Below are 13,982 nucleotides of genomic sequence, written 5' to 3'. Positions count from 1 at the left end.
ATAATTGTATTCCAAACAATCATATTTTAAAGAATTATAAAAAGCAATTATAATTTCTTATTATTAATTATTCCCTAAAACAATAAAGGAATAACATATAGGTGATAAAAACATGAAAGATTCTATGGAAAAAACATTTGAACGAATGAACATAACACAGTTCCAACACAATTTAATTAGCTGGTTTATTAAGGAACAACGCGATCTTCCTTGGCGAAAAGATTCCAATCCTTATAAAGTTTGGGTTTCTGAAATCATGCTTCAGCAAACAAAGGTTGATACGGTTATTCCTTATTATGATCGCTTTTTGGAAAAGTTTCCAACGATCGAGACTTTTGCGGCCGCTGATGATGAATCTGTGTTGAAAATATGGGAAGGGTTGGGCTATTATTCTCGAGTGCGGAATTTACATTCTGCTGTAAAGGAAGTTGTTGCAAACTATGGTGGAAGTGTACCCGATACCCCTGAGGAAATCTCTAAGTTAAAAGGGGTTGGACCTTATACCGCGGGTGCTGTACTAAGTATTGCGTATGGTAAACCTGAACCTGCAGTGGATGGAAACGTCATGCGGGTATTGTCACGAATATTGCTGATTCGGGAAGATATTGCAAAGGCATCTACTCGAAAAGTATTCGAAACAGCAGTGCGTGAACTTATTGATCATGACCATCCATCTTATTTTAATCAAGCTTTAATGGAACTTGGCGCATTAATCTGTACACCAACATCACCGGCTTGTTTGCTTTGTCCAGTGAGAGAGCATTGTTCAGCTTTTGCAGAGGGAGTTCAATCGGAATTACCGGTAAAAACGCGGAAAAAGAAAACGCGTCATGTAGATTTAGTTGCCGCGGTGTTGAAGAATGACAAAGAAGAATTTATCATACGGAAGCGTCCTAATAAGGGATTACTCGCAAGTTTATGGGAATTCCCTATTGTGGAAAGGAATAGTCAATTTGAACAATCTAAATTAGCCTTAGCGTCCTATTTAAAACAGGATTTACAGCTTGATACAAATCTTGAAAATGGAGCTTTTATTAAGGTAGATCATGTATTTACGCACTTAACTTGGACGATTGATGCTTTTGCAGGGGAAATAGATGGTATGGTTAAAGGTGACAATGGTTACATTTTAGTTACAAAAAAAGAATTAGAAGAATATGCGTTTCCAGTCTCGCACCAAAAAATATGGAAGGCATATAAAAAACATTCGAAGAATGATACAGAACGATTTATTGATAAATAGCATCCCAATTGCTGATCAATCATGTGACGTGTAAAATATATATTATAAAGGAAAGGTGGATCATCAGCATGACGAATAAAGTTGCACTTATAACTGGGAGTAGCAAAGGCGTTGGGAAAGCGGCAGCCATTGCACTTGCAAAACAAGGATATGATATTGTAGTAAATTATGCACGAAGTAAAACAGCAGCACTTGAAACAGTGGAGGAAATTGAAAAGCTAGGAAGAAAGGCATTGCTAATAAAAGCAAATGTAGGTGATGTCGCAAAAATCAGAACGATGTTTCAGCAAATCGATGAAGTGTTTGGCAGACTCGATGTGCTGATCAATAATGCCGCTTCAGGTGTATTGCGCCCAGTTATGGACCTTGAAGAGTCACATTGGGATTGGACGATGAATATTAACAGCAAGGCATTGCTTTTCTGTGCTCAGGAGGCAGCAAAGCTAATGGAGCGTAACGGTGGTGGGAAAATCGTTAGCTTAAGCTCGCTAGGATCGATCCGATATTTAGAAAATTATACGACAGTTGGGGTTTCTAAAGCAGCAGTAGAGGCGTTAACACGTTATCTTGCAGTGGAGTTGTCCTCGAGAAACATTATTGTAAATGCCGTTTCAGGTGGCGCTATTGATACGGACGCGCTAAAGCATTTTCCGAATCGTGAAGAATTACTAGAGGATGCTCGGAAAAATACACCAGCAGGACGCATGGTTGAAATTGATGATATTGTGAAAACCATTTTATTCCTTGTTTCGGATGATTCATCGATGATTAGAGGTCAAACGATTATTGTTGATGGAGGCCGTTCTATTCTTGTTTAAAAGTTTTTTAAAAAACTTGGATAACTATCTCGACGTTTGGTTATTATAACAAACGTGGAGGTGAGACTAATGAACAAAAAAGCAAACAAAACACAATCTGGAACAAATATTCAAGAAGTGCAAAAACAAAACGCACAATCTGCTGGTGCTGGAGCACAAGCACAAGGTAATTTTGGAACAGAGTTCGGCAGTGAAACTGACGCTCAACAAGTAAAAAAACAAAACCAACAAGCCGAATCAAAAAAAGCTAAGAACGCTGGTAACTTTGGTCAACAGTAATACTTAAGCACAGTAAATGAAAGAAGGTGCCAAAAGCTATGCTTTTGGCACCTTCTTTGTGTGCTGAAAAAGTTGTCTTAAGAAATGGATTTTAAAGAAATATAAGTGCGTGTTCAAAAAGATGCCAAATTAGAAACAAGAAGTTTGAGGCGAGAAGGGTTTTGAGGATCTGACTTGCACAGGATGTGCTGACTTCTATGTTACTCATAGGACGTATTTGCACACGACGTGCTGACCTCTGTGTTGAGCGACCTTACCAGAAGAGTTCCTCTTTTTCCTAAATGAGGTTCCTTACTTTAGTAGAAGTACCTATTTACCTGCGAAGAAACCGCCGTTTATTATTTGGTGATTTTTTGAATATCCTTTATAATCATATTTTTTTCGTTGATTCTAATTCCCCAACATCGCCTTATTCGTATTGATAGCTTAAATACTCAATATAAGGCCCTTACCCCAATTTCCTCTTGTTTTCGTATGGAGGACGCCCGTTTTTATCAACCTGGAAAAACGCTGTTAACCTCACTTCTAGTGTTATTCGATACGTTGTTTTTTTATAGTAGAAACGCAAATGTTTTAAAAACCTGTCTAAAACGGTATAATAATAACGACACTTAAAGATGGAGTAAAAGATAATTTAGAATCGGTTGAATAGACTTTTCCATATTAAAAAAAATATTGATCACGAATTGCATGCTTGCCCTTTGGATCAGAAAGTAGGGGGGACGATGGTTATTCCCGTGGAAGGAGAAAATATTCAAATCCATAGTTATAAGCACGATGGAAATATTCATCGGGTTTGGGATGAAACGAAAATATTAAAAGCGACGAGACATCTGGTTATTGGTGGAAATGACCGGACGATCGTGACGGAATCGGATGGAAGAACATGGATCACTCGGGAACCGGCGATTTGTTATTTTCATACGGATTTATGGTTTAATATTATTGCGATGATTCGAGAAGACGGTATTTATTATTATTGTAATCTAGGTTCACCATATGTATATGATCAAGAAGCAATAAAATATATTGATTATGATCTAGACATCAAAGTCTATCCAGATATGACATTTTCACTCCTAGATGAAGATGAATACGAATATCATAGAAAGCAGATGCAATATCCTGATGAAATTGATCATATTTTGAAGAGAAATGTGGACAAGCTCATCTTTTGGATTAGACAAAGAAAGGGACCTTTTTCTCCAGATTTTATCGATACATGGTATGAACGCTTTTTGATGTATCGAAGCTATTGAATTGTATAATAATCAAAGATTTCATGTTTTTTGCTGACAGAGGAGGATTAATGCTTGGGGGTTATAAAGAGGTATTTGCAATTTGTTCAGCCATATCGCTGGAAAATATTTTTTACGTTGTTGATCGGAATTGTAAAATTTACTATTCCATTATTAATACCAATTTTAATGAAGTATGTGATTGATGATGTAGTTGGTGGCGAAACACTGTCTCCGGACGAAAAGACAACTAAATTAATGATAACGATGGGTATTATGTTATTAATTTTCGTAGTTATCAGGCCGCCAGTTGAATATTACCGACAATATTTTGCCCAATGGACGGCAAGTAATATTTTATACGACATACGTGATAGGTTATTTACTCATATTCAAAAGTTAAGTTTTAAATTTTATTCAAATACTAGGGCAGGCGAAGTAATTTCAAGAGTAATTAATGATGTGGAGCAAACAAAGGAATTTGTCATTACAGGATTAATGAATCTTTGGCTTGATGCGGCCACGGTCATCATTGCGATCATTATTATGGTAACAATGGACGTACCACTAACACTCGTATCTCTAGCTGTTTTCCCGCTGTATATATTTGCAGTCAGATATTTTTTTGGAAATCTGCGGAAATTGACACGGGCGCGATCACAAGCTCTTGCCGAAGTGCAAAGCTATCTACATGAACGAGTGGCTGGTATGTCTGTTATCAAAAGTTTCGCGATTGAAGATCATGAACAAAAAAGATTTGATAAAAACAATGCTAATTTTCTTGAGAAGGCATTAACGCATACGAGTTGGACAGCTAAGGCATTTTCGGTCGTAAATACTATCACCGATATTGCTCCGCTGATTGTTATTACCTACGCGGGATATCAAGTTATACATGGGGATCTTTCGATTGGAACAATGGTTGCTTTTATGGGCTTTGTAGAAAGACTTTACAATCCGTTACGCAGACTAGTTAATTCTTCCACAACGCTTACTCAATCGATAGCATCAATGGATCGAGTATTTGAATTACTAGATGAGAAGTATGATATAGATGATGCGCCAGATGCTGTAGAATTACAAAAAGTGCATGGTAACATCCACTTGGAGAATGTTACGTTTACTTATGATGAAAAAGATAAGCCAATTTTATTTGATATAAATCTAGAAGTACACCATGGTGAAACAATTGCTTTAGTTGGTATGAGTGGAGGAGGTAAGTCATCGCTAGCAAGTTTAATCCCTCGCTTCTATGATGTTACGAAAGGAAGAGTACTTTTAGATGGGACAGATATTCGAAAGTATAAGGTGCGTAGTCTCCGTGATAAAGTAGGTATGGTCCTGCAAGATAATATATTGTTTAGTGAGTCAGTAAAAAGTAATATTTTACTTGGAAAGCCGGATGCTACCGATGAAGAAGTGTATAAAGCAGCAGAACAAGCAAATGCACATGAGTTTATTATGGGCCTCCCTGCTGGATACGATACTAAAGTAGGAGAGCGGGGCGTAAAATTATCAGGAGGGCAAAAGCAAAGGGTAGCAATAGCGAGAGTTTTCCTAAAAAACCCACCTATTTTAATTTTAGATGAAGCTACTTCAGCATTAGACCTTGAGAGCGAACAACTTATTCAAGTAGCGCTCGAAAAGCTAGCTAAGGATCGTACAACATTAATTATTGCGCATCGATTATCAACGATTACACATGCAGATAAAATCGTATTGATCGAACATGGGAAAATAGTTGAAACTGGCACACATGAGGCACTCATGAGGAAACAAGGGAACTATTATCAATTATTCCAGGTTCAACAATTGGATATGTAGAAATGCAAAAAACTCTAAGGGAATCTTTACCCTTAGAGTTTTTATTTATCTTCAGCGACGATGTTGTCTATTTTATGATGAGTTTGGAACGAACGAATTAGCAATTCAAGATGCTCAAGCTGTTCTTCGTATTCAATTGTCGCTGAAAGGACATGCATTAAATGATACGGTTGAAATTCATTTTCTATTTCACTATTTTTTATTTCTTTTATAAAAGCATCCATTAGTTGATCTCGATTAAAAGTAGCTTGATTTAATGTGTCAAGCTCAACTTCCGCACGCACACGTCCAAGAAATTTCAAATGAAGCTGTTCATGATAGCTTAATAAATAGTCGAGCCTTTCCCTCGTATGAAGTTGGAGAGATTCAGGTAGTTGATACAAAATATTTTCATAGCGGTGCTGCAATTTTAATATATCAAAACTTATTTGCGCAACTTGGATCATTTGATGATAAATGACGAGTTTTCTTTTATCCGAAAACTTATGTTTTTTAAAATACCGGCGTTCTTCCTTATACATGGAATATAATTGGTTTATATGCCGAAACTTATCTTTTATATTCCCAATATCTTTTTTTAGTAATCTGTCTTCAGAGGCAAATCTCGTCGTTAACCTTATCCATTGAATGATATCTTCCGTAACGCCGGAAATACTTTGAAAAAGCTTCGTTTCGTATTTTGGTGGTAGAAAGATAAGATTAACAATAAAAGAAGAAAGAATACCTAAAAAGATGGCAGATGACCGCAAAAAGGAAAATTGAAGAAAATCATCAGCTGGAGCTTCCATAATGACAATAATTGTTACGAGTGCAAGACGGATTGAATTTTCTAGTTTCAAATTCACCATGATAATAATTGCGACGATGGCAGCCAGCCCAATAATGAAAATATGGTTGCCACCGAATAACATAACAAAAATGATAGCAATAATTGCCCCAATGATATTTCCTTGTATTTGTTCAAGAACGGTTAAATAAGAACGATAAATAGTTGGTTGTATGGCGAAAATAGCGGCTATTCCCGCAAACACAGGCGCTGGTATTCCTAGAAGCTGTGCAATATAAAGCGCCAATATAATGGCTATTCCCGTTTTTAACATGCGGGCACCAAGCTTCATATTCGTTTAATCCTTTCTTGTATCTCTTTTAGAGGATGTTCAAAAAGTCACCAAATGATAAACGGCAAATTTCTTCGTTGCTCGGTTTTTCCGGTTCTCACGTATTAAAAGCATGCACTCCTATCCTCAAAACCTTCTCGCCTCGAACTTCTTGTTTCTAATTTGGCACCTTTTTGAACTCGCACTTTTATATGAGAGTTTCTATTTTTTTAATGCAATCTCTACAGCGTTGATTGTCTCGATTATATCATCTTCTGTATGTGCCGATGTAATAAACCAAGCTTCGTATTTAGATGGAGCGAGGTTTATACATTGATGAAGCATGCGCTTGAAGAACGTCGCGAATAATTCACCATCAGTAGCTTCTGCTTGTTCATAATTTACTACTTTTTCACGAGTGAAATAAACGGTTAAAGCTCCTTTTAAGCGATTGATCGTTATGGGTACATCGTATTTTTCGGCAATTTCTAAAATGCCTTTTTCAAGCATGGCGCCAAGTTTATCAAGACGCTCGTATAGGCCATTTTCTTGTAATACCTCCAAGCAGGCAATTCCAGAAAGCATAGAAGCAGGATTACCAGCCATCGTTCCCGCTTGATACGCCGGACCAAGGGGTGCCACTGTTTCCATAATCTCCTGACGACCACCGTATGCCCCAATTGGCAATCCGCCGCCGATGATTTTTCCAATAGCTGTTAAATCAGGAATAACACCCAACATATCTTGGGCAGCCCCGTAAGTGAAACGGAAAGCCGTAATTACCTCATCAAAAATGAGTAGGGCACCATAAGCATGTGCCACTTTTTTCACTTCTTCAAAAAATCCAAGTTCAGGTTCTACAATGCCGAAGTTACCAACAATTGGTTCTGCTAGAACTGCAGCAATTTCATTTCCCCATTTATTCATGGCTTCATGATAAGCGTCAATGTCATTAAACGGTATGGTAATCACCTCTTGAGCGATACTTTTAGGTACTCCAGCCGAATCAGGAATGCCCAGTTGTGATGGTCCAGATCCAGCTGCGACAAGTACTAAATCAGAGTGACCGTGATAGCAACCGGCAAATTTTAAAATTTTTGATCTGCCAGTGTAAGCACGTGCCACGCGGATGGTAGTCATGACCGCTTCTGTTCCCGAGTTGACAAAGCGAACTTTATCGAGAGACGGGATTGCCTCTTTAATCATTTTGGCGAATGTCACTTCATGTGCAGTAGCTGTACCATATAATACGCCTGTTTCTGCAGCAATTTTTATCGCTTCCGTAATATGTGGATGTGCATGTCCAGTTATGATAGGGCCATATGCTGCTAGATAATCGATATAACGATTACCATCTACATCGTAAAGGTATGCCCCTTTTGCCTTTTCAATTGCTATTGGAGCTCCACCACCAACTGCTTTATAAGAGCGGGATGGGCTATTAACTCCACCTACTATGTGTTTTAATGCTTCATTATGAATAGCTTCCGATTGTGTGAAATTCATTAATAATACCTCCATAAACATAAAAGTTCCATTCCTTATTGTAGTCTAGCAGTCGTTCTAGCGCAAACAAAGCAGAAAGAAATAGTTAGAAATTCCAAAGATAAGGTCTAGATGGTCAATAAATAGCGTAAAGTATTTGGACAAGAAATAAAGAGGTGATCTATACATTGTGGTATATCATCTTTGTTGCCATCATTCTTTGTTTATTAATGGCTCTTAGAACCTTGTTCTTTCCAGCAAGGTTTAGTTATAAGCAAGTTTCATTTGAAAACTTTATATTTCTTGGCTGCACATATGTAATAATTATGATTGGATTTGGCCTTTTGTTTCTTATGTTGGAAATGCAGGGTTTAGAAGTAATGATAGCAACTCACATGGGCGAAAAAGAAAACTGGAAAGAGCTGCTAAGCACTTCTATATATCTTAGTGCGATCACATTATTTTCTGTCGGATATGGGGATGTTGTACCAATAGGAGTGGGGAGACTGCTCGTTATAATAGAAGCTTTGCTAGGCTATACAATTCCGGCTGCATTTGTTGTAAGGTCGTTTATTGATTATGATCCGACAAAAGTAAAAAAGAAGTGAACTCGTCTCAGCAAGCTGAAATATCGTGGAATCAGGTGGGGATTCTACCCCACCTGATTGGTAAATCTCACCTACGCTTCACTAAGTGGTAGGTGGGTTAAACCCTAAAGAAAGATCGAGATAAACTTAATTGTATTATTACTATGCTTTCTGTACTCTATATGTATTAGGAGGCGTTAATTATGGCAGAGAATAAAAATGATCTTGCTCCAGATTTTCAATTGACTGCAAGTAATGGGAAGAAAGTTACACTATCTGATTTTAATGGAAAAAAACATGTCGTTCTTTACTTCTATCCGAAAGATATGACACCAGGTTGTACAACTCAAGCATGCGATTTTCGTGATATGCATGCCGAGTTTTCCGAATTGGATGCGGTAATATTAGGCATTAGTTCGGATCCGATTGAAAGGCATGAGAAATTTGTTGATAAGCATGGCTTACCATTTTTACTGCTTGTTGATAAAGACCATATAGTAGCGGAAAAATACGGTGTATGGCAGTTGAAAAAAACTTTTGGTAAAGAATATATGGGTATAGTGCGCTCTACTTTTATAATCGATAAAGACGGAGCAATTGTCCATGAATGGCGAAAAGTAAAAGTAAAAGGGCATGTAGAGGAAGCGTTGAATTTTATCAAACATGAACTTACGTGAAAATTTTATGCCTATTTATGAAAATGCCGGCTGCTGTCCATGTTGAGAACAATAGTAGTAGCATATAATGACAGCAGGCATACCTCCTCAGGAAAAATGATTTGGACTGATTTTATTCAGTCCTTTTTTTATTGGAAAAATACACCCCCTTCAATCCTTTTCTAAAAGATCCGCTTGATGTTAAAATACAATAAAGATAGTCATAAAGCGGATCCATCATACATTGATTAGGTTAGGGAGGAGATTATATGAAGATTTATACAAAAACGGGAGATAAAGGCATGACATCGTTAATATATGGTACAAGAATTGCTAAAAATGATATTCATGTGGAAGCTTACGGCACATGTGATGAGGCGAATTCAATGATCGGCCTAGCACTTAGTTATATTAATGAGAAAGAGGCGATGGAATTATTAGACGTATTTCAGGTTTTACACGAGATACAAACAGCCCTTTTTCATGTAGGTTCCGAATTAGCAACTCCCAGGGGAAAAGAAGTGAAATGGAAAGTAAAAGAAGAAGATATAACGAAGCTTGAGAACGCTATAGATAAATGGGATGCGGAGCTTCCTATTTTGAAAAATTTCATACTTCCTGGTGGTCATCCATCTGGAGCTGCTTTTCATACTGCACGTACAGTAGTTCGAAGAGCTGAACGATGTGCTGTTGGCATTGATAATGTAAATCCGATGGTAATATCATATTTGAACCGGTTATCTGATTTGTTATTTGTTGTAGCAAGATTTGTGAATGTGAAACTTGGAGCTAAGGAAAGCATACTCCATAATATAGAAGAAATATGTAACGATTGACAAAGCGATTGTTTTCTTAGTACACTATTTATAAGGATTATAAAAAGAGAATCAATTTATTATTAGAAAAGAGGTGCATGGCGATGTCAGATATACAATTGAAGGAAGCGATTCATACTTTGAAAGATACCGGAGTAAGAATAACCCCTCAGCGTCATGCGATTTTAGAATATTTAATCCAGTCAATGTCCCATCCGACTGCAGATGATATCTATAAATCACTTGAAAGTAAATTCCCAAATATGAGTGTTGCTACTGTATATAATAATTTAAGAGTGTTTCGGGAAGTAGGCCTCGTGAAGGAATTAACATATGGAGATGCATCAAGTAGGTTCGATTACGTAACGTCTGATCATTATCACGTTATTTGTGAAGATTGTGGGAAAATTGTAGACTTCCATTATCCTGGTTTAGACGAAGTGGAACAGCTAGCTGCCCATGTTACAGGCTTCCAGGTAGCGCATCACCGTTTGGAAATATACGGAGTGTGCCCCGAGTGCACAAAAGGAAGACATTAAAAGGATTGCCCAACTCATTATAGGGCAATCCTTTTTTTTGAATGAAATCATTCTGTTTTGATTAAACATACTATCTTGCTCTAGCGTCTGGTTTGTTGTGGAGTGATAAGCAAGCTTAGTTGCTATTAGCATTACTCTATTATTTATTTTTACGATTATAATTTTGATCAAAATCTTTGCCTTCGAGTTTAGGGTCCACTGTCAACGGTTCGCGACAATGCATGCACATATCTACACGCCCCAATATTTTGGTGGGTTTATTACAATTAGGGCAAACAACTTGAACAGCCTTAGTTGACAGCATGCCAATCCAAAAATATACAAGCGTACTGGCTATTATAGCTAACAAACCCAAAACCATAAAAATAGTCATAACCAGTGGGTTAGTTTTAAAGAAAATTCCTATATACATAATAATGAAGCCGATAAAAACCAAACTTAACGCGAAAGAACGTATTTTGTTAATTTTATTAGAATATTTTTTTGCCATATACAAAGCCCTCCTAAAGCATAACTATAACATAATTAAGGATAACATCTTACTGTAAATGAAACGATTTTTTGAACAAGCAGGAAAAGTCTCTAAACATGTCGAAGAAGGAATCATAAAGATATCCATTTGGGGGAAATGCAATGGAAGCTATGTTGAGATCGATATATCAAGAAAAGGCTAGTCAAATTAATACGTTAGGGATTTTGAAAATTAATAAGAAGTATAAAATCAATACTTTGACAGACACATTTGATGTAATTTTATTAATTATAGTGAAGGAACAGGAAAAACCAATAACTATTAAACATTATATTTATAATGAAAAAAAAGCAGCACTTCATATAATAGAAGAGGACCAATTGAAAAATTGGGTTTTGCTCGGCTCTAACCGAAAAGTAATAGAGTGGATCGACGAAGGTGAAATATTATTTGATAGAAATGATTATTTGGAAAAGCTTAGAGTTGAACTGCGTGATTTTCCTTTCTATGGAAGGAAGATAAAAATCGGATTAGAATTTGCGAAACTAATTAGAAGATATTTTGATGGAAAGACTTTTTTTGAGAATGGTCATTATTTAGATGCTTATAATCATATAGTGCATTCATTACATCATTTAGGTAGACTTTCGATTATTGAAAGTGGTTTTCATCCTGAACTTACGGTTTGGAATCAGGTGAAAAAGTTAGAGCCTGAAATATTTAAATTATATGAGGAATTAGTGAAGAGCGAAGAATCACTTGATAAAAGGCTAGAGCTTTTATTTTTAGCGAGTGAGTTTCTCATTAATAATAGGGCTGCCATAGGAGCTGCACATCTTTTAGAAATTATGGGGAGAAAGGAATTATGGACTATAGAAGAAATTAGCTCACATACCGAAGTTAAATATTATGGGGTAGATCTAAGTATTTTAATGGAATACTTGATAGAAAAAGACTTTATCCAAGCAGTAGAAATGCAGGTGGGTGGCCAGGGTTTATGTGAACGGCTATTTAAAATAAAAGAAATGATATATTAATTTTAAAAAATGCTTGACGGATAATAATAATCTTGGTATATTAATAGACGTCGCTGCTGACACAAACGAAAACGCGGCGGCGTAAAAAAAAAGAAATTAAAAAACATGTTGACATTTAATTATAGGCGTGTTATATTAATAAAGTCGCTGTCGTAAGCAGCGGACAAGTTTGATCTTTGAAAACTGAACGAAACAAAACGTCAAAAAGTAATACATGTAAGACCAGCAAATGAGCTACAAACACTTTAACGAGAGTTTGATCCTGGCTCAGGACGAACGCTGGCGGCGTGCCTAATACATGCAAGTCGAGCGAATGGAAGGGAGCTTGCTCCCGGAAGTTAGCGGCGGACGGGTGAGTAACACGTGGGCAACCTGCCTGTAAGACTGGGATAACTTCGGGAAACCGGAGCTAATACCGGATAATTTCTTTCTTCTCATGGAGGAAGGTTAAAAGATGGCTTCGGCTATCACTTACAGATGGGCCCGCGGCGCATTAGCTAGTTGGTGAGATAACGGCTCACCAAGGCAACGATGCGTAGCCGACCTGAGAGGGTGATCGGCCACACTGGGACTGAGACACGGCCCAGACTCCTACGGGAGGCAGCAGTAGGGAATCTTCCGCAATGGACGAAAGTCTGACGGAGCAACGCCGCGTGAGTGATGAAGGTTTTCGGATCGTAAAACTCTGTTGTCAGGGAAGAACAAGTATCGGAGTAACTGCCGGTACCTTGACGGTACCTGACCAGAAAGCCACGGCTAACTACGTGCCAGCAGCCGCGGTAATACGTAGGTGGCAAGCGTTGTCCGGAATTATTGGGCGTAAAGCGCGCGCAGGCGGTCCTTTAAGTCTGATGTGAAAGCCCACGGCTCAACCGTGGAAGGTCATTGGAAACTGGGGGACTTGAGTGCAGAAGAGAAGAGCGGAATTCCACGTGTAGCGGTGAAATGCGTAGAGATGTGGAGGAACACCAGTGGCGAAGGCGGCTCTTTGGTCTGTAACTGACGCTGAGGCGCGAAAGCGTGGGGAGCAAACAGGATTAGATACCCTGGTAGTCCACGCCGTAAACGATGAGTGCTAAGTGTTAGAGGGTTTCCGCCCTTTAGTGCTGCAGTTAACGCATTAAGCACTCCGCCTGGGGAGTACGGCCGCAAGGCTGAAACTCAAAGGAATTGACGGGGGCCCGCACAAGCGGTGGAGCATGTGGTTTAATTCGAAGCAACGCGAAGAACCTTACCAGGTCTTGACATCCTCTGACCACCCTAGAGATAGGGATTTCCCCTTCGGGGGACAGAGTGACAGGTGGTGCATGGTTGTCGTCAGCTCGTGTCGTGAGATGTTGGGTTAAGTCCCGCAACGAGCGCAACCCTTAATCTTAGTTGCCAGCATTCAGTTGGGCACTCTAAGGTGACTGCCGGTGACAAACCGGAGGAAGGTGGGGATGACGTCAAATCATCATGCCCCTTATGACCTGGGCTACACACGTGCTACAATGGATGGTACAAAGGGTTGCAAGACCGCGAGGTTTAGCTAATCCCATAAAACCATTCTCAGTTCGGATTGCAGGCTGCAACTCGCCTGCATGAAGCCGGAATCGCTAGTAATCGTGGATCAGCATGCCACGGTGAATACGTTCCCGGGCCTTGTACACACCGCCCGTCACACCACGAGAGTTTGTAACACCCGAAGTCGGTGGGGTAACCCTTACGGGAGCCAGCCGCCGAAGGTGGGACAGATGATTGGGGTGAAGTCGTAACAAGGTAGCCGTATCGGAAGGTGCGGCTGGATCACCTCCTTTCTAAGGAAACTGTTGGCCGCGGTGCCAACATAAACAGACGTTTTTGTTTCGTTCAGTTTTGAGAGGTTAAACTCTCTTATTATTCGTTCTTTGAAA

The 13,982-nt window shown here is 38.6% G+C and carries 13 protein-coding genes and 1 rRNA gene; 11 read left to right on the top strand and 3 right to left on the bottom strand.

What is annotated here, in order from left to right; genetic code table 11:
* Window positions 1-112 precede the first annotated feature (112 nt).
* The 5 genes from mutY to MHB53_RS09205 all read left to right on the top strand — a co-directional run bounded on the left by mutY (window position 113) and on the right by MHB53_RS09205 (window position 5,402).
* Entirely contained in the window at window positions 113-1,243 is a 1,131-nt protein-coding gene (mutY, locus tag MHB53_RS09225) for an A/G-specific adenine glycosylase (protein WP_340917455.1), read from the top strand.
* A gap of 68 nt (window positions 1,244-1,311) precedes the next feature.
* Window positions 1,312-2,061 carry an enoyl-[acyl-carrier-protein] reductase FabL gene (fabL, locus tag MHB53_RS09220; protein WP_340917453.1) on the top strand — a complete coding sequence of 250 codons (750 nt, stop codon included), beginning with the start codon at window positions 1,312-1,314 and terminating at the stop codon, window positions 2,059-2,061.
* Between the two features lie 69 nt (window positions 2,062-2,130).
* Window positions 2,131-2,340 carry a gamma-type small acid-soluble spore protein gene (locus MHB53_RS09215; RefSeq protein ID WP_340917450.1) on the top strand — a complete coding sequence of 70 codons (210 nt, stop codon included), beginning with the start codon at window positions 2,131-2,133 and terminating at the stop codon, window positions 2,338-2,340.
* Between the two features lie 725 nt (window positions 2,341-3,065).
* The gene (ntdP, locus tag MHB53_RS09210) at window positions 3,066-3,599 is read left to right on the top strand and encodes a nucleoside tri-diphosphate phosphatase (RefSeq protein ID WP_340917448.1); all 534 of its coding nucleotides are present in this window, start codon (window positions 3,066-3,068) and stop codon (window positions 3,597-3,599) included.
* 54 nt (window positions 3,600-3,653) lie between these two features.
* Window positions 3,654-5,402 carry an ABC transporter ATP-binding protein gene (locus MHB53_RS09205; protein WP_340917446.1) on the top strand — a complete coding sequence of 583 codons (1,749 nt, stop codon included), beginning with the start codon at window positions 3,654-3,656 and terminating at the stop codon, window positions 5,400-5,402.
* 41 nt (window positions 5,403-5,443) lie between these two features.
* Here MHB53_RS09205 and MHB53_RS09200 read toward each other — a convergent pair whose 3' ends face one another.
* The gene (locus tag MHB53_RS09200; protein WP_340917444.1) at window positions 5,444-6,520 is read right to left on the bottom strand and encodes an FUSC family protein; all 1,077 of its coding nucleotides are present in this window, start codon (window positions 6,518-6,520) and stop codon (window positions 5,444-5,446) included.
* Between the two features lie 201 nt (window positions 6,521-6,721).
* Window positions 6,722-8,005 carry a glutamate-1-semialdehyde 2,1-aminomutase gene (locus MHB53_RS09195; protein ID WP_340917443.1) on the bottom strand — a complete coding sequence of 428 codons (1,284 nt, stop codon included), beginning with the start codon at window positions 8,003-8,005 and terminating at the stop codon, window positions 6,722-6,724.
* 167 nt (window positions 8,006-8,172) lie between these two features.
* On the opposite strand from MHB53_RS09195, the gene MHB53_RS09190 reads away from it, so the two are divergent.
* The 4 genes from MHB53_RS09190 (at window position 8,173) to perR (ending at window position 10,581) form a co-directional block, all read left to right on the top strand.
* Window positions 8,173-8,592, top strand: coding sequence for a potassium channel family protein (locus tag MHB53_RS09190; protein WP_340917441.1), 420 nt, complete (start codon window positions 8,173-8,175; stop codon window positions 8,590-8,592).
* A gap of 182 nt (window positions 8,593-8,774) precedes the next feature.
* Window positions 8,775-9,248 carry a thioredoxin-dependent thiol peroxidase gene (gene bcp, locus MHB53_RS09185; RefSeq protein ID WP_340917438.1) on the top strand — a complete coding sequence of 158 codons (474 nt, stop codon included), beginning with the start codon at window positions 8,775-8,777 and terminating at the stop codon, window positions 9,246-9,248.
* Window positions 9,249-9,496: 248 nt separating this feature from the next.
* Entirely contained in the window at window positions 9,497-10,063 is a 567-nt protein-coding gene (locus MHB53_RS09180; protein WP_340917436.1) for a cob(I)yrinic acid a,c-diamide adenosyltransferase, read from the top strand.
* Between the two features lie 83 nt (window positions 10,064-10,146).
* Window positions 10,147-10,581 carry a peroxide-responsive transcriptional repressor PerR gene (perR, locus tag MHB53_RS09175; RefSeq protein ID WP_340917434.1) on the top strand — a complete coding sequence of 145 codons (435 nt, stop codon included), beginning with the start codon at window positions 10,147-10,149 and terminating at the stop codon, window positions 10,579-10,581.
* Between the two features lie 139 nt (window positions 10,582-10,720).
* On the opposite strand, the gene MHB53_RS09170 is transcribed toward perR, so the two are convergent.
* Entirely contained in the window at window positions 10,721-11,071 is a 351-nt protein-coding gene (locus tag MHB53_RS09170) for a YgzB family protein (protein ID WP_340917432.1), read from the bottom strand.
* A 143-nt stretch (window positions 11,072-11,214) separates the two neighbouring features.
* On the opposite strand from MHB53_RS09170, the gene MHB53_RS09165 reads away from it, so the two are divergent.
* Entirely contained in the window at window positions 11,215-12,090 is an 876-nt protein-coding gene (locus tag MHB53_RS09165; RefSeq protein ID WP_340917430.1) for a nucleotidyltransferase-like protein, read from the top strand.
* Between the two features lie 244 nt (window positions 12,091-12,334).
* Window positions 12,335-13,886, top strand: a 16S ribosomal RNA gene (locus MHB53_RS09160).
* Window positions 13,887-13,982: the final 96 nt, after the last annotated feature.

It is taken from the genome of Bacillus sp. FSL K6-3431 (assembly GCF_038002605.1).
GTDB lineage: Bacteria > Bacillota > Bacilli > Bacillales > Bacillaceae_C > Lederbergia.
The sequence above is the reverse complement of the archived record's forward strand: the minus strand, read 5'-3'. Positions and strand labels throughout refer to the sequence as shown.

Coding starts and splice junctions, on each gene's coding strand:
- mutY (WP_340917455.1), top strand. CDS start 113: ATGAAAGATTCTATGGAAAAAACATTTGAACGAATGAACATAACACAG.
- fabL (WP_340917453.1), top strand. CDS start 1,312: ATGACGAATAAAGTTGCACTTATAACTGGGAGTAGCAAAGGCGTTGGG.
- MHB53_RS09215 (WP_340917450.1), top strand. CDS start 2,131: ATGAACAAAAAAGCAAACAAAACACAATCTGGAACAAATATTCAAGAA.
- ntdP (WP_340917448.1), top strand. CDS start 3,066: ATGGTTATTCCCGTGGAAGGAGAAAATATTCAAATCCATAGTTATAAG.
- MHB53_RS09200 (WP_340917444.1), bottom strand. CDS start 6,520: ATGAAGCTTGGTGCCCGCATGTTAAAAACGGGAATAGCCATTATATTG.
- MHB53_RS09195 (WP_340917443.1), bottom strand. CDS start 8,005: ATGAATTTCACACAATCGGAAGCTATTCATAATGAAGCATTAAAACAC.
- bcp (WP_340917438.1), top strand. CDS start 8,775: ATGGCAGAGAATAAAAATGATCTTGCTCCAGATTTTCAATTGACTGCA.
- MHB53_RS09180 (WP_340917436.1), top strand. CDS start 9,497: ATGAAGATTTATACAAAAACGGGAGATAAAGGCATGACATCGTTAATA.
- perR (WP_340917434.1), top strand. CDS start 10,147: ATGTCAGATATACAATTGAAGGAAGCGATTCATACTTTGAAAGATACC.
- MHB53_RS09170 (WP_340917432.1), bottom strand. CDS start 11,071: ATGGCAAAAAAATATTCTAATAAAATTAACAAAATACGTTCTTTCGCG.
- MHB53_RS09165 (WP_340917430.1), top strand. CDS start 11,215: ATGGAAGCTATGTTGAGATCGATATATCAAGAAAAGGCTAGTCAAATT.